Genomic DNA, 19,367 nt, shown 5'->3' with positions numbered 1-19,367 from the left:
TGGCGGGCCGCCCTACGCTCCCTGGGAAGTGACCGGCGCCGGGGGCCCGCCCCCATCTGGCGGGGGGGGGGGCCCGGGCGGGGGGGGCGCAACGCCGCACCCGGCTCCGCGGGCGGCACCGACAACGGCACCAGTCGCGTGGAGGAGAACCATGGACGTCGTCATTCCGGGACTCGCGGGGCCGACGGCCGCCACCGCCGGCGGGGTACTGAGCCTCGCCGGAACCTGGCGTGTCGCCGGTACGGACCCGCGGCTCACCGCGGTCGCCCGGACGGTCCGCGCGCTGCTCGCCCCGCACCTGGGCGACCGCCTGCTGCCCCCCGAGGAGGCCGGCACCGACACACGCACGCTCGAACTCGTCCTCGACAGCGCCCCACCGGCCCCGCCACGGCCGCCTGTCGGCGTGTCGCCGCGCGGGGCCGCGGCACCGGGTGACGAGTCGTACCGCCTCACGGTCACCGAACGCGGCATCAGCTGCCGGGCGGCCACGCCGGAGGGCGTGTTCCGCGCCGCCACCACGGCGCTTCAGACGATCGCGACGGCCGCGGACCACATCCGCTGCGGGGAGGTGACGGACGCACCGCACTACGCATGGCGCGGGCTGATGGTCGACCCGGCACGCGCCTACCTCACACCTGCCGAACTGCGCCGCGTCGTCGACCTGGCGGCCCTGTACAAGCTGAACGTCCTGCACCTGCACCTCACCGACAACGAGGGCTGGCGTCTGCCGCTGCCCGCAGCGGCCGCCGAGCGCGCGGACGGCACCGCCCGGCAGCACTACACGACCGAGGACTACCGCGACCTCCAGGACTACGCGGCCGAACGCTTCGTCACGGTCGTCCCCGAGATCGACCTGCCGGGGCACTGCGCAGCCCTGCGCGAGGCCGTACCCGGGCTGCCCGCCGCGCCCGCGCCGGAGGGCCTGGCGGGCCGATTTCCGTACGTCCCGCCGCTCGACCTCGCCGACCCCGCCACCCGGTCCCTGGTCGCGTCCGTCCTCACCGAGGTGTGCGACTCGACGGACGGTCCCTACGTACACATCGGCGGCGACGAGGCGCTCGGCATGACCGCGGACAGCTTCGCCCTCGCCGTACGCGAACTGCGCGCCCTGGTGCGGTCCGCCGGCAAACGCCCCCTGGCCTGGCAGGAGGCGTCACGCGCCGGGATGACATCGGACGACATCGCACAGTTCTGGGTGGACGTGCCGATGATGGACCTGCCCGACACACAGGAGGAACTCGCCCGCCGCCCCGAACTGCTCGCGGCCGGCTACACCGGCGACGTCGTCAAGGCCCTCAAGCGGTTCTTTGCCCCCACCGACCACGACCTCGCCCGTGTCCTGGACGGTGGCGGACGCGTGCTGCTCTCCCCGCAGTCCCACCTCTACCTCGACCGCCCCTACGCGCCCGACGTCGCTCCGCCCGACCAGGCCGAGACCGCCGCCCGCCTCGGATTCCCCGCCTACCGGCCACGCGACGTGCGGCACACCGCCGGCTGGGACCCGGCCGCCCACGGGATCCCCGAGGAGAGGATCGCCGGGATCGCGGCGACCGTGTTCGGGGAGTCGATCGACGGGTTCGACGACCTGGCAACCTTGATGCTGCCGCGCCTGCCCTCCGTCGCGCACACCGCGTGGACCGGCCGGGCACCGGACTGGAACGCCCACCGCGACCGCCTCGCCCACCACGGCCGGCTCTGGCGCGATCGCGGCCTTCGGTACCTGGCCTCCACCGAGATCCCGTGGAGCTGACGGCACCGCCGGTTGCCCTGACCAGACCGGCTTCGACCCCGCGAACAGCCTCCTGCCCGACCCGAGTCAACTGCGCCCGCCGCGCGGCCTGTTCCTCGTCGCCCGGCTGCACGGCGAGCCGGTGGGCCGCGGCGGGGTCAAGCTGCCGGCCGGAGCCCCCGCGGAGATCAAACGGCTCTGGGTCTCGCCCCGCCTCCGAGGGCTCGGCCTGGCCCGCCGCCTCCTGGCCGAACTCGAGGAACGCGCCGCCCAGTACGGCAGCGATCTGATCCGGCTCGACACCAACAAGGCCCTGGAAGCAGCCACCCGCCTCTACCGCAACAGCGCGTCCTGGCGCCTTCCGCACCCATTTTCCACGGCGGCGAGCATAGGGCCACACCATTCGGCGTAAGGTCCGGCGTGCACTTTTGCCCAGTGACCCCCTCGGGTACACCATTGGACGTCGAGGTCAACTCCTCATGCGGCAAAGCCCCTTGCTCCGCGGATGGCTGGACACCGAGCGGCGCAAGGGGCTTCTGACGGAAGGACGAAATATGTCGATCCAGATCCACGATCCCATACGACTGGGTACAACGCCACGCGGTGGCGGCTCGTCTGCAGTCGTGGTCGTGGTGATCGTAGCGATGACCACTCTCCTGAGTGCCGATCAGGTCACGGCTGTTGCCGCCCTGATCACAGCTGCAACCACTGCTGTGACGACCCACAACTGGGGCAAACACCTTCTCCCGCCCGCTGTGAGGCTGCACCGGCAACACAGCTAGCGCACCGCTTGCTGATTCCCGGGGCCTGGCCGCCACAGCGGCCAGGCCCTTCGTCGCCCAGGTAGTTCGGAGAATGCGAAGATGTCGCAGACCTCACAACGAAGAGGTGTGCGGTGGTAGAACCGTCCGACTTCGAGCCCACCGGGCCGAGGCGCGAGTTCATCGCCCTCATTCGGATCGATGGCCAACGGGAGAAGGCGCAGCCGCTCCGGCTGATGGGAACGTCGGCGCCAGAAGCCCGGGCCCTGGCCATCGAGCAGTACGGCGAGGGGCACGTCATCTCGGTGTGGAACGAGGAAGACGCCAGACGCCCCAGGTAGACGTCACCGCGGCCTCCTCGGGGTTTTCCCGACGGCGCGACTGAACCGCTGCGGGTGGCACAACCGACGGTGCGGCGTACGGCCCATGCGCCGGCGTCCGCGCCGCACGTCCTGACCCGGCGCCGTGCCGTCCCCCGCCTGACGCCTGCACAGTTTCGGCGGCTACCAGCCTCACCACCCGCTGGCCGCCGCTACTACGCCGTCGACTACCGCGCCCTGCGCAACCTCGCGATCGTCGAGGCCGGTGAGGCGGCCCGGAGTTCGTCCGGGGTGCGTACGTCACCGGGGTTCGCCGAGCTGTGCAAGCGGCGGGCGGCGCAGCTCCAGCCGGGCGTGGACAGCGGCGCGCGGAACCGCTCGGGCGGCGGCTCCTGGGTCGCCGCGAACGGCACGGTGATCGAGCAGGCACAGATCCTTACCACGCACAACCTGGCCACCTTGGTGCACCGGGTGGGCATCGCCCCCGAGGCTGGCTGGGACGACCTGGCCCGGCGGTCCTTCACGACCGTGTGTCGGCTGACCGCGCGCCTGCACCACAACCCGCGGCCGCTGGGCGGGATCAAGGACGTCGCCTACGCCTGGCGGCAGATGCTGTTTCATCTGTCGCTGTGCACGCCGGGTGGGCGGTCCCGCCTCCTGGCATGGCTGCCGGAGGAGGCGGCCCGCCACCCGTGGCATGTCGCGGCCCGGCTCGTCCCCGCGCTCGCCGGCCTGCGCCAGGTCGCGGAGGGCGGCTCGGCGCGCGAGGGCGAGGGACGGATGCTGCTGGGCTGGAGCACCGGCGGTCACTGGCTGCGGCCGGACCCGGTGCTTCCGGCGCAGGTGCCGGTCAGGTCCAGGTGATCAGAGGCCTGGGCTGCCCCAGAACCGGAATGCGGGCCGGGCCGCGGGTGGTGGTCAGAGGGTGCGGCAGACCGTCCCGTTGAGGGTGAACGTCGTCGGCGTGGGGTTGGCGCCGTCGTTGGCTCCGACGAAGCCGAAGGTGGCGGTGGAGCCACCGCGCGGAGCCAGCTCGGCGTTGGCGCCGTTGTCGGTCACATGGACGCGCGTGCCCGAGCTGGTGACGTTCGCGTTCCAGGAGCTCTGCACGGACTGGCCGGTGGACGGCCAGGAGAAGTCCAGGGTCCAGCCGTTGATCGGGGCGTCACCGACGTTGGAGACCGTGACGGTGGCGACGAATCCGCTGCCCCAGCCGCTGTCCACCCGGTAGTTGACCAGGCAGCTGCTGTCGTGCGGAGACGTGGTGGCGAAGGTCAGCGGCTCGGAGGGGCGCGAGAGGCGGCCGTCGGTGTCCCGGGCGAGGACGTTGACCGTGTGCTCGGAGCCCGGCGGCAGGTTGTGCAGCGTCGCCGAGGTGGAGGTCGAGGTGGCGAGCAACTGGGAGTTCGCCCCCAGGCGTTCGTACACCTCGTAGCGCACCGCCTTGCCGTTCGCGGGAGCCGTCCAGCTCACCGTGGCGGTTGAGCTGCCCACGGCGGTGGTCTTCGGTGTGCCGGGTGCGCCGACCGAGGCCGTGGCGGCGTGTGGAGCGACGGTGATCGTGGTGATCGAGTACGGCGGCAGGACCTGATTGCCCCCGGCGGTGGCGGGCACCCGGGTGACATCGGTGTCGCCGCGGCCGTAACGGTGCACGATCGGTGCCTGGGCATTGGGCGCGTATCCGCTGTAACTGATGTCCGCAGTAAGGGAGTTCAGCGGGTCCTTGTTGATCAGCATGACGCTCAGGGTGCCGTCGGCCCGGTGCACGGCGTGCGCGGAGACCTGGTCGCTGTCGGTGGAGGAGGCGACCATCGTGTCACCGGGACGACCCAGCTTCGTCAGCGACTTGATGCCGAAGTACGGGTGGAACGGCGTGTTCACGGCCGGCTGGCAGACGTCGCCGACGCAGCCGCCGCTGGAGAGCAGGCCGAAGTCGTTGAAGTCGGTGTCGCCGTCCACCGTCTCCACCTTGGTGGGCCCGTTGTGGACGTTCCACCAGTCGACGTTGAAGACGCCGTTCTCCAGCGCCGTCATGTAGGTGTCCGCGGCGAACAGGCCGTTGGGGCGACTGTTCATCTGGACATTGGAGTTGACCTCGGTGAGCGCGATGCCGATCTCCGACGAGCGGTCGCCGGCGTACCGGTCGATCTGCCGACGGACCTCGCGGAGCTGCCCGGGCAGCCGGGCGGTCCGGTCCAGGGCCTCGTCGGCGGTGGCGCCGCCCGGGTAGGAGTGCACGATGGCGAAGTCGATCGTCCCGGCGACCGCGGACAGCACGGTGTGGTTCCAGTCGGCCGAGTCACCCGGGCCGACGATGCCGTCCGGCCAGTCGCCCGGCGTGGTCAGCACGGCGCCGATCTTGATCGTCGGGTCGACTGCCTTCATCGCCTCGGCGTAGGCGAGGACGTTGCGGGCGTACTCGCGCGGGTTCTTGTCCGGGTGGTCGTCGGCCTCCCAGCCGCTGCCGTAGTGGCCGTTGCCGTAGATCTCGTTGCCGATCTCCCAGTACTTCGCCGCGTAGCCGCGGGTGACGTTGGCGTACCGGACCCAGTCGGCGGCCTCCTGTGGGGTGCCGGTGCCGTAGTTGGCGATGATCATCGGCTGGGAGCCGGAGGCGCGGACGCTGCCCATGAACTCGTCGAAGGTGGTGCCGGGCGCCACGTAACCGCCGGGGGCGGTGTGGTCCTTCCAGTGGTAGATGTCGCCGTAGGAGCCGCCCGGGTAGCGCATCATGCCGACGCCCGCCTGGCCCAGCAGGCCGGTCACCTCGGGGTCGTTCATATGCGAGTCCCAAAGCGCGTGGTTGACGCCGAACGCCGCCTTGTCGATGGTGCCGAGCCCCACCCCGGCATTGACGGCAACCTTGACGGTCGACGCCTCGCCGGCGGCCGTTGCCGTGGCGGCCGGGTCCGCGGCGGTCCGGCCGGTCGCGGCAACGGCCGCCGGGGGAGCGGCGGCGAGGGCGGCGGCGGTGGCCAGGGCGCAGACGAGCGCGGCGGCGGGGCGTCTGTCCGCGGTTCTTCCGGCTCTGCGAGGCGATCGGATCAACCGGCCGGTGGCGGGTAGGTGTGCGAGCGGCATGAGGTGTCCTCCTCGGGCGAGCGCCGCGTCGGTCGGCAGGCCGCCCGGTGTGAGTGGTCGGTGGGGTGCCTTCGGCGGAACATGTATGGGAGCGCTCCCATGATGATGCGAGGGAGGCATGACCACGTCAATGGTGCGGACGAGGGTGTTCTGATCCCCCGTCACCCCTGCCGCCGTGAGCCATCGGCCTGCGCGCTTCGAAGTCTCGGCCGGGCCCTTCCTGCATCGGATCTTGGGGGAGCCGTCCGTGGTCGGATCGGCTCCCCCTTCCGGTTGGTCGTGTCAGCAGCCGATCGGTGACGAGCCGACGGCCACGTCGTCGAACCACAGGGTGTCGTCGCCCGTGCCGTAGCTCTCCCAGCCCAGGCGGAAGGCGGTCGGACGGGGCGGGGCGGTGCGGGCGAGCCACTGCTGGTCGATGTCCTGGTCGGGGACGCCGTCGGCGTGCAGGCCCGGGACCTGTTCGTCGCCGAGCCACGTGTCGAGCCTGGGTGCGGACGTGTCGATCGCGAACCGCAGACACTGCCAACTGCCGGTCGGCAGCGGCCTGCTCAGCGCCACGCCTGCCGGGCTCTGCGCGGGCAGGGTGGCGTCGTCCGTCTCCCGGTTCCACTGCAGGGCGCCGTTCTGGCCCCCGACGCGCAGGCTCCGCCCGCCCTGGGAGGAGTCGGGCATGGAGACGAACGTGACGTGGGCGGCCGGTAGCGCGGTGGTGTGCCGTACCCACAACCGTACGTACATCACCGGGCCGACGGAGGACAGATCGGCGGTGGCCGCCACGAGAGCGTGGTTGCAATAGCCCGCCCTGCCGTCGACCCGCAGCGACCGGCCGCCGCTGTGCGCGACCGCGGTGTCGACGGCGGCCGTGCCCGTGCCCTGGCAGTCGGGTGCGGTGAAGCGCCATGCGCCGGACGGGGTGGGGCCGGTCTGGTCCTCGAAGCCCGAGCAGATCACGGCCGCGCCGCAGTCCCCGGTCGGCGGCGGGGTGGTGGGCGCCGGTGTCGTCGGGGGCGGGGTGCTCGTCGGTGGGGTGGTGGGCGGAGGGGTGCCGGTGCCGCCGCACGATACGCCGTTGAGGGCGAAGTCTCCTGGTGCGGGGATGGAGGAGCGCCAGGTGCCCTGGAGACCGAAGTCGGCGGTGCCGCCCGTGGCCAGCGAGCCGTTCCAGTTCGTGTTCTCGGCGACGACGGTGTTGCCGGTCTGGGTGACGATGGCGTTCCAGGCTGCGGTCACCTGCTGGTCACCGGCGTAGCTCCAAGTCAGACGCCAACTCGCGACGGTGGGGCCGAGGTTGGTGATCTTGATTTGTGCCGTGTAGCCGCCCGTCCACTGGTTCACGGTGTAGTCGACCCGGCAGCCGGATTCCGCGCCGCTCGCGGACAGGACGGTGAAGCCGGACGCGAGGAGCGCCACGGTCATGAGGAACACCGCGGCGGTCCAGGGACGGCGCGGGCGGCGCAGTATGCGACGGAGAAGGGTGGGCATGGGTACCTCCGGTGGGGCGAAGGGAGGGGAGCGCCCCATCTCGGTTGCGCTCTCCGTATGTCGGTGCCTCGCTGCCTCGGTGCGTGAGCGCCGAGTACCGGTCTCCCGGTACTCGGGCGGGGTCAGTTGGTCGGGAAGTTGTCGGCGGTGCTGATCCGGTTCTTGACCAGCGCACCGGACTCGGTCAGCACGCCACTGCCGCTGTAGTCGCCGCCGTCGCAGGTGCCCGGCTTGAACGCCGCGCTGTTCTCGTCGGCGTCCGAGTACGTCCAGTTGGCGTAGCTGATCTTCAGTTGGTCAAGGAGGTCCAGCCAGGCCGTGGTGCTCGTCCGGTCCAGCGCTCCGTTACCGGTGGCGCTCACCGTGCCGAACTCCGTGACGAACAGTGGCAGTTTGGCGGCCGCCCGGCTCACCGTGGCGCGGTAGTTGTCCTTGTGGCTCGCGGCGTAGAAGTGGAACGCGTACATGATGTTGGAGGCGTTGACCGGGTTGTTGACGACCTCGGTCTCGTTGGAGCCGTCCGAGACGCCCAGTGAGGACCAGCCGCGTGTGCCGACGATGACTACGGCGTCGGGGTCGGCGGCCCGGATGACCGGGATGACCTGCTCGGCGTAGTTCTTGATGGCTGTCCAGCTCACGCCGTTGGGTTCGTTGGCGATCTCGTAGATCACGTTCTTCTTGGCGGCGTTGCGGGCGGCGACGGACGCGAAGAACGTCTTGGCCCGGTCGATGTTGAAGTTCGGGTCACCCGGGGTGAGGGTGTGGAAGTCGATCAGCGCGTACATGCCGCGGGCCTCGGCCATGTCGACGTAGCTGTTCACGCGGCTGGTGAAGCCGGCCGGGTCGGTCTCATAGCCCTGCTCCTGCACGTACATGGCGATGCGCAACAGGTCCGCCTTCCAGTTGGTCGCCAGGGCGTCCAGGGAGGCGCTGTTGTAGCACTTGCTGAACCACTGGATGCCGTGCGTGCTCATGCCGCGGAGCTGGATGGGACGGTTGTACTGGTTGCACAGGTTCACACCGCAGACCTTGAGCTGCCCGTTGACGTCCACGGGGGCGCCGGCGCCCGGGTCGCCCGGGTCGGGCGGGGGCTCGTCGCCGCCGCCGACGGAGCCCGTGCAGGCCACGCCGTTGAGAGTGAAGGTGGCGGGCTTGGGGTTGCTGCCCGTGAAGGTGCCGGTGAAGCCGAGGTCGGCACTGCCGCCAGTGGCCAGTGTGCGGTTCCAGTCCAGGTTGGTGGCACTGACAGCCGAACCCGACTGCGACCAGGTGCCGTTCCATCCCTGGGTGACCTTCTGGCCGGCGTCCGACCAGGTCCACTTGAGTGTCCAGCCGTTGACCGGGTCGCCCCGGTTGGTGACCTTCACCCCGGCCTGGAAGCCGCCATGCCACTGGCTGGTGATCGTGTAGTCGACCTTGCAGCCGGTGGCGGCCACCGCCTGGGGGCCGGCCAGAGTCATCAGGCCCAGGGCCGTCGCGGTGGTGGCCAAGAGGGCCAAAGTGCGTTTCAACGTTCCTCCTTGTGCTCGTACGAAGCGAAGCGAACCGGAGACGTCACGAGGGAGCTCTATGGGAGCGCTCCCATAGCGCGTCGGCGTGAGAACGTACACCGGTGCGTCGATCGCGTACAGGGATTGGACCGTCGAACGGTTTCGACTTCTGGCCGGCCGATCCCACCCGGGGTGGGGCGAGCGGATGCGCGCGGTGCCGTGCGGGCGGTCAGCGAGATCCTCGTCAGCCTCATCGACGAGTTTTCTCGCCGTGCGGGACGGCAAGCCGGCCTGGGGCTATGGCGGCACCGCCGACGTTGTCGCCTACGCGACACGGCAGGGCATTCCCGTGCGGATCGTGAGGCCCGAAGGAGCCGGCGGTGGCCCTGTTCGTCACGGCGGGATGTGCCCGGACCGGCACAGGGAGACCTTCGCAGTCCGAGACGAGCGGGAACAGGCCCCTCGACGGGGGTGGCTTCGCCGCGTTCAGCGCATACGGCAAGCACAGCCACAGCCTCCTGCTGGGCCCGCGGCCGCCCAAGGACTCGCACCCCGCAGATGGTGATCCTCAGCTACGGCGTGGTGCAGAAGGCGGTCGAGGATCGCGGTGGCCAGGATCTCGTCTCCGATGACTTGGTGTGCTGGTGGTGAAGGGGTGGGTGCCGGTCAGCTCGTCATAGACCGACAGAGGTCGGCGACCGCCCATCGACGTTCGCCGCCACCGACCACCCAAGCGGATTGAGAACAGCCAGTCAGGAAGCCGAGTGGGTCGCGGGGGTGAGAGCGCGTAGGCCGGCCCAGCGGGGAGAGCGAAGGAGGGCGGCAGCCCGTTCCATCGTCGCCTGGTCGACGGTGGCGACCGTCTTGTTGCCCGTACCTAGGTCCTTGGCCGTGATGTGGACGATGTTGTTGGGATCGCAGTCGGCCGTCACCTCGACCTGCGGCACGCCGCGGGGAGCGGGCGGCAGGGTGAGTTCGAGGATCGCAAGGGTCCGGTCGCGCGCCGGGTCCTCCCGCTCGCCCTCAACGACGTGGAGCACCACCGTGGTCTGGTCGTCCGTGTGTGTGGTGAAGATCTCGGAGCGCTTCGTGGGGATCGTCGTGTTCCGCTCGATCAGCTTCGTAGTGATCCCCCCGTCGGTGTCTATGCCGATCGAGTAGGGGGTGAGATCGAGGAGCAGAACGTCTTTTATGTCGCCGGTCATGATGCCCGCCTGAAGAACGGCGCCGCTTGCGACGGCTCCGGGGAGCAGGCCCCGGTAGGGCTCACGGCCGTCCGTGAGCCGGCGGATCAGGTCGCCAACCACGGGCATCCGGGCGGCGCCGCCCGCCAGGACGACCCGGTCGATGTCGGCCGACGTGCGGTCGGCGTCGGCGAGGACGCGTTCGACGGGCGTGCGGCAGCGTTCCAGCAGATCCCTGGTGAGCGCCTCGAACTCCTCGCGGGTCAGTTCCTCTTCGAGGTGGACCGGGCCATTCGGTCCGGTGGCGAGGTAGGGCAGGCGGAGGGTCGTGGTGCGCACCGCCGAGAGTTCGATCTTCGCGGCCTCCGCCGCCTCGCGCAGCCGCTGGGCTGCCACGACGTCGGCGGTGAGATCCACGCCGTGCCGCAGTCGTACGCGGTCGGTCAGGTGCTCGACGATCCGCTGGTCCCAGTCGTCGCCGCCGAGCCGGCTGTCGCCGGCGGTGGCCCAGGTCAGCACGGTGCCGTCGTCAAGGTCAATGAGGGAGACATCGAGGGTGCCCGCGCCGAGATCGAAGATCAGGACGGTGCAGTCGTCCCGGTGCGGGCCGTAGGCCATCGCCACCGCCGAGGGCTCGTTGATCAGCCGCATGACCGGGAGCCCGGCCCGTTCGCCGGCCCGGAGCAGGGCGGCCCGCTGGTTGCGACGGAAGCCGGCGGGCACCGCCAGCACCGCGGCGGTGAGCGGCCGGCCGAGGTGGGCCTCGGCGTCCTCGCGCAGGCGGGCGAGGATCAGCTCGGCGACGTCCTCGGCGGCCAGCCAGACGCCGCCCCGCGTGACATGCCAGCCGCTACCCAGCTCCAGCTTGGCGGCGCGCGGGGTGTGCCCGGGGTTGGTGAGGGCCTGCCGCTCGGCGGCCGTGCCGACGAGGACGTCCCCCTCGGCGGTGAGGGCCACCAGGCTGGGAGTGGTATGCGTGCCCTGGGCGTTGGGTATCAGCCGGACTCTGCCGGCTTCCAGGACGGCCACGGCCGAGTTTCTCGTGCCGAAGTCGATGCCGACGACGGCCGGACGCACCGCGTCCGGTTCGCCGTCCGGCGGCGCCATGGCCTCGGTGGCTTCGGTGTACGGGGCGGTCGGGGGCGTGGCATGCCGCTGGATGAGGGTGGTGACGGCATCCGGCCAGGGGGAGACGCCGGGGAAGTCGTCCGCCGGCTCCCAGTGTGCGCTGACCTGCTCCAGCAACGCTGTGAGCGTGGGCCGTTCACCGGGGGCCTTCGCCAGGCACCCGTCGACCAGTTCGCGCAGCGCTCCCGTGAGCCCGTCCAGCCGTGGCCGTCCGCTGACCACCCGGTGGAGCACCGCCAGCGGCGGACCCTCCCCGAAGGGCCCGGCCCCCGTGGCGGCGAAGGCGATCACCGCCCCGAGCGCGAACACATCGCCGGCCGGGCCGACTTCGCCGCCCTCGGCCTGCTCGGGCGCCATGAACCCCGCCGTCCCCACCACCAGACCGGTCGCCGTCAGTGCGGTGTCCTCCAGCGTCCGCGCGATCCCGAAATCGATGACCCGCGGCCCGTCGGCGGCCACCAGCACGTTCGACGGCTTCAGATCCCGGTGCAGCACCCCCACCGCGTGAATGGCCTGCAAAGCCTCCACGAGCCCTGCCGCCAGCCGCCACACCGCGCCCTCGGGTAACGGCCCCGCCGCACCGACCGCTTCCGCCAGATCGGGCCCCGGAATGTAGACAGTCGCGATCCACGGCAGGTCGTCCTCAGGCCCGGCGGCCAGCACCGGAGCCGTGAACGCCCCGCCCACCGCCCGCGCCGCCGCCACCTCCCGCGCGAACCGCCGCCGGAACTCCCCCTGCCGCGCCAGATGCGGATGCACCACCTTCACCGCCACCGCCCGCCCACCCGGTGACCGACCCAGGAACACCTCGCCCATCCCGCCGGCACCCAGCCGGCCCCGCAACCTGAACCCACCCACCTTCTCCGGGTCCCCGGCCCTCAGCGGCTCCACCCCGGCCCCCTTCCCCACCCCGGCGCCGACGACCGGCGCCCTCACGCAGGTTACGTGCTCCCGGCCCCACACCATCACCGCACCGAGAACGGTGCACGTTCCTCCGTGCGAAGTGACGCACCTGCACTTGTACGCCGACATCCCCGGCCGCCGCGCCCCCCAGGCAGCCGGGGCCGTCCCATGCCCACACCCCACCGCGAACACGCCCGCTCACCCCGACCACGCCCCGCCCGCACCCGGCGCCCCGCCCCTCCCCGCACGCAGACGCCACGCCCGCCAGGACAACGGCCCTCGAGGAAGCGCGCGGCCCAGATGAACCCGATGTAGCCATCGAAGGCAGCAGGATCGATCTGACCCGATGCCGCCGACCCCTCCACGCGTCGCCGCCCGACGCTCCCGCCACGGTGCTGATCGACGCGGCCCTCACCCACCTCGACACCTCACTACCCTCCGGCCCCCTGCCCGACCACCCGGCTCCCCGCGACCCGTTCGGCGTCACACCCCTGGCCTACGGAGCCCTCGACGCACGCCTCGCCCGCCGCGCCCTGGCCGCCGTCCTCTCCGGCGAACCGCTGCCCGATGCGTGGATGGAAGAGATCACCGCACCCGGCGAGGACGACGAGGATGAGCAGCGCACCCGGCTCCTGACCGTCATCGGCGACTACCGGCGCCGCCACCATCGCGCCGGCCCCGACATCCTCGGACCATGCCCCGCAGGCCTCGACGCCGACGAGTGGGACCACCTCACCGACGCCATCGACCTCTACACCCACGTCCGTGTCGCCCGCCGCCTGGAACAAATCAGGGCCCGCACCGAAGCCGAACGCGCTGCGGTGCTGCCGCCCATCTCACCGCTGCGCCGGCAGCCGTCCCCGGCGCCCCGGTCCCGGTGGCCTCCGGCCCGCTGACCTGCCCGGCACGGCTCGATGCGACGACGGAGCAAGCCGGGCGCCGCATCCCAGCAAGGGCAGCTCTGGTGAGTGGGGGGTTCCGCTTGATGGCCGTGACATGTGAGTAGCTGTACTCAGGCGGGCGGCTGTCCGTGCGTTTCAGCATGGTGAACATGCTGAAGTGGGTGCTGGATCTTGGCGTGGCGGTCCTGTTGTCAGGACTTGAGGTGGCGGCACTGGCTGCTTTCGTATTTGCCGAAGGCATGAAGAAGTGGGCGCGCAATGGAGGTTCGGTCCCGGGTGAGACGCGTCGGTTCCTCCTGGTCCTGGGCGGAGGCTCGGCTTCCTCGGCGCTGATCAGCTGGGGCTTTTTCCGACTTGATCTGCCGGTGGCCTGCGGGACTCAAGCCGTTGTGTCCGCGCTTCTGGCAGCGCTGCTGATCCTCGGAGCGGGGACTGAGGGTGCCAGGCGGATCAGTCGATACCGATATCGGCGCCGCCTTCGTCGAGAGCGTCGTCGGTGGCACGGTGCCCAGCACGAAAGCTAGGCCCTGTCCGGCTGGCGCCGCACGGCGTTGTGGTGACGGTCGGGGCTGTGGCCGGGTCCGTGAATCTCAGCGCGGACATGGAGCACGGGTACCGGAGCCGGCGGCACGACCGTGCCGACGACAAGCGAAAGCCTGCGTTTCTTCCACGCCGCGCACTGGGTTCAGGTGTGATGCAGTGCGGTGTGGATGCGGTCGATGGCCCGCAGTACCTCGTCGCGGTTCTTGGCGTGCTGCATCCATGCGGGCAGGCGGGCCACCACGGTCATCTTCCGGCCGTGGTCGTGCCAGGGAATCCCCTCACGTAGCGATGCCTGCACGAAGCGCTTGATCAGGTCGAGGTGTTCCAGGTTGTAGGCCCATACCCATCCGTGCCGGGTCTCGGTCTGCAGCCACAAGGGGAGGCCGAAGTACGGGTCGGTGGCCGGCGCGTGCCGGTCACGGTGAAGGGCCACACCTCGACCGCTCCATTGCTTCGCCGTCCCGCAGCTGCGGCAGACGAGACGTCTTGGAGTGAAGAGGCCGATGTCGTGCCCTGCTTCCGGGGCCGGGGCAGTGACGACGTGCGCGGTCTTCGCGCAGCCGGGACAGCGCACGAGGACCGAGACGAGGAAGTCGTACTTCGTGCTGCGCGGATCCCGGAACCGATGGCGCGTGGAGAGCGGACGCATCGGACCAGTATGCGAGCCAGGCACCGAAGGCTCCCACGGGATAAAACTCTGGCTGGCATCCGGCCACCGATGCAGCGCCAGCGAGAATGCCGCCTATGGGTGATGGGGCTGCGGCGAAACGTCCTGTGGGCGCTCGTGGGAGAAGCAGAGACCGAGGCGCTCGCGGGAGGCCCGGACGACGTGCAGCGTTTCACCGTCGGTGGTGCGACCGTGGTGCTGGGCACGTCGGGAGCGTGATCATCACGGCGGCGGGTGACGCGCTGGGCGGCAGCGGCGTGTGGAGCGCGGAGGAAGTCCGTCTGATCGGTGAGGCGCCCGCGCCGGTGACCAAGCGGCTGCTGGGCGACCTGGAGGCGTGGGGCGCCGACGAGTCCTCGCTGCCGATCCACCTGGCCGTCCGCGTCGCCGAGGGACTGCTGTATCTGGGCACGGGCCGACGTGGGCGCGCGCACATCATGCAACCGCCGGACGGCGGCGAGCCCGCACTCACGAGCTGTGGGTTGCGGCTCGACACACGACTGAGCAGACCTGTCCTGGACAGGGTTCGCCCCACCGCGTCCGCACCGGGCCTGCCGGGCCTGGGGTGGCTGGAGCACGTCGACGGGGACCGGGCCGTAGCGCTCGAGCAGTTCGTCACCGGCTGGTACCCGGCCGCCGACCAGCCCCAGCCCCAGCCCCGGCACCCGTCATCCGCGCCGGCCGGGTCGCGGTCGACGCCCGGCCGCTTGCAGCAGCTGTACCTGCTGGCCGAACAACGGCCCGGCGTGCTCGGACACCACAACCACATCCTGCCCTGGCACGAGGTCTCCACCGACCCCCTTGGAGAGCTGCTGGTCTTCGGCGCCGAGAACCAGGGATCCTTCTACTGGAGTCTGCCCTGGACCCTGGACGAGCCAGAAGACGATCCGGACGTCTGGTTCTGCGTGTTCGACGAGACGCCGATAGCCGAGCAGGAGCCGCTCAGCGGATTCCTCCTCCAGTTCTCCCTCTTCGAAGCCGCCATGAGCGCCGACTACGTAGGCCTCCTCCACAGCCTCAGCGACCGACGAATAGCCCAGCTCACCGCACCCCTGCAGCACGTCCCCCTACGACCCTTCCGGCCCCGGGCCCCCACATGCTTCTACGTCGCGCCAGGACTCGTCCTGTACGTAGCCGATTCCCTGGACGACGGCAAGTTCGACCTGTGGGCCGGCGCCACACACCGCAGCGCTCTGCAGACCCTCCCGGAGTCCGACGTCGAGTGGATCAGCTTCGACGGCTGACAGCCGCGCCGCTGCACCGGCAGCCGCCGTCCCGGCGCCCCGGTCCCGGCGGCCTGCGGCCCGCTGAACCGGAGGCGAGAGGCTACCTACCGGCCCGGGCGGCTGTCCCTGGCGCAGGACTGCTTGCTCCCTCCGGCGTACTGAGCACCAGCGGATCGGTCTGCCAGACCGGCTCGAAGCCCCGCTGAACAGGGCGGAGCAGACGAGGTCAACGCCAGCGAGGGGGAGTGTTGGCGAGTTGACGCAACACGTCCCAGTAGGCCGGCCGCGCCTCCGGCTCGTGCCACGGAGCACCGCTGGCGACCACCGTCCTCCTCCGGCCGCCCATGCCGACGCCGGCCGAGCCGCCGACGTCACCTGAGGAACCCGGGGCCTGAGAAAGTGCGGCAGCAGATGGTCTGTCCGGCTGTCCGGCTGGGTGGGCGGTCGCAGCCTTTTGGGCCTGGCGGGGGACGGTCTGGGCTTGTCGAGGTGCCCGTGCACCGTTAAACGGGGCACGCCGAATCTGTCGGGGATCTGCTGGACGGTCTTCTCCCGCTCGTCGTCGTAAAGCCGCTGGACGAGCACGGCCTGGTCCGCGGGTGAGCTCGGCCTGCGCCCGCCGTCTGTTCCGGCGGCGGATCCAACGCGTTCGGCGCGGGATTCCAGCTCCACGCTGACGTCACTCCGCCCCGGTGGGCGGAACCCATGCCGAACCCTACGGTCGCCCAGCTGATCAGAGAGGCTGGCGAGGTGCCGCGAGTACGTCCCTGAGTACCTTCTCGAGCGTGACGCGGGCCAGTTCGTGTCTCAGGGTCTCCTCGATGTCCTGGTAGATGCCCCGCATTGCCGGCTGGATGCCGTGACCCACCACGCATCCCTGGTTCGGGGTGGTGCGGTGCATCGCGAACAGCGGGCCGGGTTCCACTGCCTCGTACACGTCGAGCAGGGTGATCGAGCCCAGCTCGCGCGCCAGCGACCAGCCCGCGCCCGCGCCCCGCCGGGACTCCACGAGCCCGGCCCTGCCCAGCTCGCCGAGCAGCCGCCTGATCACCACGGGGTTGGTGTTCGCGCTGGCTGCGATCTTCTCGGAGGTGGCGACCTCGTGGCCCTGGCGCTGGTAGAGACCGATCCAGGCCAGCGCATGGGCGGCAATGGTCAGCCTGCTGTTGGCGCTCATGATCCCTCCTCCGGTCGCAACGCTCCATGTTACGACAGCACAGTCGTAACAGTGCAGGTTGCGACAAGCTGTCGTAACGATTATTGTTACGTCAGCCGTTAAGGGTCAATCAAAGACAAGCGCGGACCGTGAGCGTGTTGCGAACTCAAAGGAGAACAGGAATGGAAGCTAACGAAAAGACCATTCGCGAGGCTTACCGGCTCGCGGAAGGGGACGTTCTCGACGGTGACGGTTTCCTGGCCTTGTTCACCGAGGACGGGTCGTTCAACGACATGTCGACCTCACAGAGCTTCCGCGGAGAGCAGATTCCTCAGGTGATCGCGGGCCTCGCCCGCTCGTTCCCCGATGTACACCGTGAGCTGCTCGAGGTGCATGCGTTCGGTGATGTCGTCGCCGTCGAGTTGCGAATTCAGGGCACGCATCTCGGAGGGTTTCCGACTCCGGTCGGCGAGATTCCACCGACCGGGAACCGGATCGACGTGCCGGCGGCGGACCTCTGGTACCTCCGTGACGGAAAGATCGAAAGGTTCAATTGTTACAACTTGATGAGTGTGTGGCTTGATCAAATCGGGGTCCACCCCGACTTCAAGTCAGCAGTCGAAGCCGCCGAGACAGCGACGGCGTAACTCTTCCGGTCAGCGCCGAGTATGCGACAAGACACTCCCTTCTTCGAGCCGCATACCCGGCGCTGCTTCTTGAATGAAGTTGTCGTTCGCACCCACCCGCCGACACGACGTTGTTGACAGCCGTCGTGTCCCGTGGGTGCTGGGGTGTAGTTCCAGTCGCCGTGGAAGCGGTGCGGGTGATCGGGAGGGCGGCAAGTTCGTCACCGCTGACCTGGATGCCGGTGGGGTAGGGGTTGGTGTCGAGTTCGGCGTGAACGGTCAAGCCGGTCTTCGTGGTGGTCGCGGCGACGCTCTGGACGATGACTTCGTGGCTGGTCAGGGGCCTGCCTCGCCAGTTCATGGTGATATGGGAGAACAGCCGGTGCTCGATCCGGTTCCACTTCGATGTGCCGGGAGGCAGGTGGCAGACGGTGATCGTCAGCCCGGTCTCGGCGGCGAACCGGGCAAGTTCAGTCTTCCAGGTGCGGGAGCCGCCCGCATCGGCGGTGATCAATAGCCTGCCGGCTGTCGGATAGGTGGCTCGTCCGGCGCCGTTCCACCAGCGGCGGATGGATTCGACGGCGAACGCGGCGGTGTCGTGGTCGGTGCCCACGTTGACCCAGCCGGTGTTCGCGACGACGACGTAGATGCCGTAGGGCACCGCCCTGCCCAGCTCAGGGTCGGGGAAGTTGTGGGTATCGACCCGCACCGGCTCGCCTCGCGGCTCCCACTCACGGCCATTCTTCTTGAACGGGCCGACCAGTTCCTTCTTTCTCGTGTCGACGCTGATCACCGGAGACCCGTCGTCCTGATGATCGCGGGACTGTTCATTGAGGTGGTGGAACTGTGCGTCCCGGTCGGAGTGCTGCCTGACTTCAAGGGTCTTGGCGTTGCTCTGCAGGCTGAAGCCCTCCTCGCGCAGAAGGTTGCCCACCGTATCCGTACAGATCCTGTGGCCCTGCCGGGTCAGCTGCTCGGCGAGCTTGCGGGTGGATTTGGTGGTCCAGCGCAGCGGCGACATGGGATCTCCGCGGACGTCGGGCTCGACCAGTGTGAGCAGTGCCTCCCGCACGGCTGGGTTTGGTCTACGACGCGTTTGCGGCCGGCACCGGGCCGGAGGATGCGTCTCAATGGAATCTCTCCGGAGTCGAGTTCCCGCACTCCGGCAGGCGCAGTGGCCTCACGGACACCGGCGGCACGGGCGACCGCTCTGATCCCGCCGTGGCCGAGGGACTGGGCCTCCACCCGTATCAGCAGGCGACGCTGCCGCTCGTCGAGGTGCGGCAGAATCGCCTCGAACTTGGTGGCCAACACAACCCGCTGCCCATCCAAACCGTGATCTGCACGCTCAGGGCTTGTCCGGCCGATCATGTCCGGAGCGGGATGACCCAATCGCTGCGATGGTGGTAGGAACGCATAGCCGCGTCTGCCGTGACGGGCGGCAACGGCCCAGGCTCGAACCCCAAGCACCGCCCTGCCCCGCGTGCTGATCAGCGAAGACTGAATGATGGGGTCTATGAAGTCTCTCACCGCGGCGGGGCTGCGCATCGTGGAGGAGTGGACCGCGCCCGACGGGCTCGTTCCGCCAACCGTTACCGGACAGGCGCCGAGCGTCCCGTTCGAGGACGGGCGCGTCGAGGTCTTGAGGGACTTCCTCGATCCGCTCCTCCAGGAGAAGGCGAACGCCGACTGGTACCGGCTGGCGGTCGAAGGAGGACTCTTCTCCGAGACCGACCGCAGGTTCCTGATCGCCCTCAGCCCCGGCCGCGACCGCCTCTCGCGATGGCACTGCGTCGAACTGCAGAGCGAGTGGGACATCATGGGCAAGGGCGCCGACGGGCTGCTCGGCAGCGCCCCCTACCGGCCCGAGTTCAGCATGCTGTCGCTCGACGGGGACGTGCTGTGCTTCGCCACGACGTGGGAGTACGCGATCAGCACCTCGGTGCTGAAGGCGCCGCACCGTTCGCATGTCCTCCGCCACTGGGCGGAGGGGCTGACGGACGGCTCCATGGATGACATGGGCGATCCGAACGACCTGCCGCTGAGCGTGGCGGCACGCCGCTGGCTCGACCACCACTAGGAATTCAGTTGCGTGACCTGCCCGGCCGAAGAAGGGGAACACCAGGACGAGACGCGTGGCAGAGCCTCGTCGGCCGCCTGGTGGAG

At 70.0% G+C, this 19,367-nt stretch carries 17 protein-coding genes and 2 pseudogenes; 11 read left to right on the top strand and 8 right to left on the bottom strand.

Going from position 1 to position 19,367, the window contains the following annotated elements:
* The first annotated feature begins 151 nt into the window (after positions 1 to 151).
* From ACFWJB_RS20880 to ACFWJB_RS20865, 4 genes and pseudogenes are all read left to right on the top strand, one after another.
* Positions 152 to 1,750 (top strand): family 20 glycosylhydrolase, encoded by a 1,599-nt coding sequence (locus tag ACFWJB_RS20880; protein WP_386923914.1) that lies wholly within the window; start codon positions 152 to 154, stop codon positions 1,748 to 1,750.
* A 28-nt stretch (positions 1,751 to 1,778) separates the two neighbouring features.
* Positions 1,779 to 2,141, top strand: a pseudogene (locus ACFWJB_RS20875) (GNAT family N-acetyltransferase); the annotation flags it as partial.
* 483 nt (positions 2,142 to 2,624) lie between these two features.
* Positions 2,625 to 2,831, top strand: coding sequence for a hypothetical protein (locus ACFWJB_RS20870; RefSeq protein WP_386923912.1), 207 nt, complete (start codon positions 2,625 to 2,627; stop codon positions 2,829 to 2,831).
* Positions 2,832 to 2,885: 54 nt separating this feature from the next.
* Positions 2,886 to 3,674 (top strand): hypothetical protein, encoded by a 789-nt coding sequence (locus tag ACFWJB_RS20865; protein ID WP_386923910.1) that lies wholly within the window; start codon positions 2,886 to 2,888, stop codon positions 3,672 to 3,674.
* A gap of 54 nt (positions 3,675 to 3,728) precedes the next feature.
* Here the strand turns inward: ACFWJB_RS20865 and ACFWJB_RS20860 are convergent, their stop codons facing one another.
* The 5 genes from ACFWJB_RS20860 to ACFWJB_RS20840 all read right to left on the bottom strand — a co-directional run bounded on the left by ACFWJB_RS20860 (position 3,729) and on the right by ACFWJB_RS20840 (position 12,069).
* Positions 3,729 to 5,891 carry a cellulose binding domain-containing protein gene (locus tag ACFWJB_RS20860; RefSeq protein ID WP_386923908.1) on the bottom strand — a complete coding sequence of 721 codons (2,163 nt, stop codon included), beginning with the start codon at positions 5,889 to 5,891 and terminating at the stop codon, positions 3,729 to 3,731.
* 282 nt (positions 5,892 to 6,173) lie between these two features.
* Positions 6,174 to 7,376: a cellulose-binding domain-containing protein gene (locus ACFWJB_RS20855; RefSeq protein WP_386923906.1), complete on the bottom strand. Its 1,203-nt coding sequence runs from the start codon at positions 7,374 to 7,376 to the stop codon at positions 6,174 to 6,176.
* A gap of 122 nt (positions 7,377 to 7,498) precedes the next feature.
* Positions 7,499 to 8,887: a cellulase family glycosylhydrolase gene (locus ACFWJB_RS20850; RefSeq protein WP_386923904.1), complete on the bottom strand. Its 1,389-nt coding sequence runs from the start codon at positions 8,885 to 8,887 to the stop codon at positions 7,499 to 7,501.
* A 465-nt stretch (positions 8,888 to 9,352) separates the two neighbouring features.
* A complete protein-coding gene (locus tag ACFWJB_RS20845; RefSeq protein ID WP_386923926.1) occupies positions 9,353 to 9,481 on the bottom strand; it encodes a hypothetical protein in 129 nt (42 codons plus the stop codon).
* A gap of 137 nt (positions 9,482 to 9,618) precedes the next feature.
* Positions 9,619 to 12,069, bottom strand: a complete 2,451-nt coding sequence (locus ACFWJB_RS20840; protein WP_386923902.1) for an Hsp70 family protein — start codon at positions 12,067 to 12,069, stop codon at positions 9,619 to 9,621.
* Between the two features lie 404 nt (positions 12,070 to 12,473).
* On the opposite strand from ACFWJB_RS20840, the gene ACFWJB_RS20835 reads away from it, so the two are divergent.
* Positions 12,474 to 12,977, top strand: coding sequence for a hypothetical protein (locus ACFWJB_RS20835; protein ID WP_386923900.1), 504 nt, complete (start codon positions 12,474 to 12,476; stop codon positions 12,975 to 12,977).
* Positions 12,978 to 13,132: 155 nt separating this feature from the next.
* Positions 13,133 to 13,507, top strand: coding sequence for a hypothetical protein (locus tag ACFWJB_RS20830; protein WP_385464543.1), 375 nt, complete (start codon positions 13,133 to 13,135; stop codon positions 13,505 to 13,507).
* A 161-nt stretch (positions 13,508 to 13,668) separates the two neighbouring features.
* Here ACFWJB_RS20830 and ACFWJB_RS20825 read toward each other — a convergent pair whose 3' ends face one another.
* Positions 13,669 to 14,175: a hypothetical protein gene (locus tag ACFWJB_RS20825; protein WP_386923898.1), complete on the bottom strand. Its 507-nt coding sequence runs from the start codon at positions 14,173 to 14,175 to the stop codon at positions 13,669 to 13,671.
* A gap of 102 nt (positions 14,176 to 14,277) precedes the next feature.
* On the opposite strand from ACFWJB_RS20825, the gene ACFWJB_RS20820 reads away from it, so the two are divergent.
* Entirely contained in the window at positions 14,278 to 14,412 is a 135-nt protein-coding gene (locus ACFWJB_RS20820) for a hypothetical protein (protein WP_386923896.1), read from the top strand.
* A complete protein-coding gene (locus ACFWJB_RS20815; protein WP_386923894.1) occupies positions 14,409 to 15,437 on the top strand; it encodes a hypothetical protein in 1,029 nt (342 codons plus the stop codon). The genes ACFWJB_RS20820 and ACFWJB_RS20815 overlap by 4 nt, the downstream gene beginning before the upstream one ends.
* Positions 15,438 to 16,152: 715 nt before the next feature.
* Here ACFWJB_RS20815 and ACFWJB_RS20810 read toward each other — a convergent pair.
* Positions 16,153 to 16,596, bottom strand: coding sequence for an Rrf2 family transcriptional regulator (locus ACFWJB_RS20810; RefSeq protein WP_385464552.1), 444 nt, complete (start codon positions 16,594 to 16,596; stop codon positions 16,153 to 16,155).
* A 161-nt stretch (positions 16,597 to 16,757) separates the two neighbouring features.
* Here ACFWJB_RS20810 and ACFWJB_RS20805 point away from each other — a divergent pair, with 161 nt between their 5' ends.
* Positions 16,758 to 17,222, top strand: coding sequence for a nuclear transport factor 2 family protein (locus tag ACFWJB_RS20805; RefSeq protein ID WP_385464555.1), 465 nt, complete (start codon positions 16,758 to 16,760; stop codon positions 17,220 to 17,222).
* Positions 17,223 to 17,356: 134 nt separating this feature from the next.
* Here the strand turns inward: ACFWJB_RS20805 and ACFWJB_RS20800 are convergent.
* Positions 17,357 to 18,512: pseudogene (locus ACFWJB_RS20800) on the bottom strand (ISAzo13 family transposase); the annotation flags it as partial.
* On the opposite strand from ACFWJB_RS20800, the gene ACFWJB_RS20795 reads away from it, so the two are divergent.
* Entirely contained in the window at positions 18,423 to 18,611 is a 189-nt protein-coding gene (locus tag ACFWJB_RS20795; RefSeq protein ID WP_383146762.1) for a hypothetical protein, read from the top strand. The pseudogene ACFWJB_RS20800 and the gene ACFWJB_RS20795 sit on opposite strands and share 90 nt — an antisense overlap.
* A 106-nt stretch (positions 18,612 to 18,717) precedes the next feature.
* Positions 18,718 to 19,281 (top strand): hypothetical protein, encoded by a 564-nt coding sequence (locus tag ACFWJB_RS20790; protein ID WP_385464558.1) that lies wholly within the window; start codon positions 18,718 to 18,720, stop codon positions 19,279 to 19,281.
* Positions 19,282 to 19,367 lie beyond the last annotated feature (86 nt).

Origin of the sequence: Streptomyces sp. NPDC127100, assembly GCF_042724095.1 — a bacterium.
GTDB lineage: Bacteria > Actinomycetota > Actinomycetes > Streptomycetales > Streptomycetaceae > Streptomyces.
This window is presented reverse-complemented; position numbering and strand designations above follow the sequence as displayed.

What these genes read in the sequence shown, in the direction of transcription:
- ACFWJB_RS20880 (WP_386923914.1), top strand. Translation starts at nt 152, where the DNA reads ATGGACGTCGTCATTCCGGGACTCGCGGGGCCGACGGCCGCCACCGCC.
- ACFWJB_RS20860 (WP_386923908.1), bottom strand. Translation starts at nt 5,891, where the DNA reads ATGCCGCTCGCACACCTACCCGCCACCGGCCGGTTGATCCGATCGCCT.
- ACFWJB_RS20855 (WP_386923906.1), bottom strand. Translation starts at nt 7,376, where the DNA reads ATGCCCACCCTTCTCCGTCGCATACTGCGCCGCCCGCGCCGTCCCTGG.
- ACFWJB_RS20830 (WP_385464543.1), top strand. Translation starts at nt 13,133, where the DNA reads ATGCTGAAGTGGGTGCTGGATCTTGGCGTGGCGGTCCTGTTGTCAGGA.
- ACFWJB_RS20825 (WP_386923898.1), bottom strand. Translation starts at nt 14,175, where the DNA reads ATGCGTCCGCTCTCCACGCGCCATCGGTTCCGGGATCCGCGCAGCACG.
- ACFWJB_RS20820 (WP_386923896.1), top strand. Translation starts at nt 14,278, where the DNA reads ATGGGGCTGCGGCGAAACGTCCTGTGGGCGCTCGTGGGAGAAGCAGAG.
- ACFWJB_RS20810 (WP_385464552.1), bottom strand. Translation starts at nt 16,596, where the DNA reads ATGAGCGCCAACAGCAGGCTGACCATTGCCGCCCATGCGCTGGCCTGG.
- ACFWJB_RS20805 (WP_385464555.1), top strand. Translation starts at nt 16,758, where the DNA reads ATGGAAGCTAACGAAAAGACCATTCGCGAGGCTTACCGGCTCGCGGAA.
- ACFWJB_RS20790 (WP_385464558.1), top strand. Translation starts at nt 18,718, where the DNA reads ATGAAGTCTCTCACCGCGGCGGGGCTGCGCATCGTGGAGGAGTGGACC.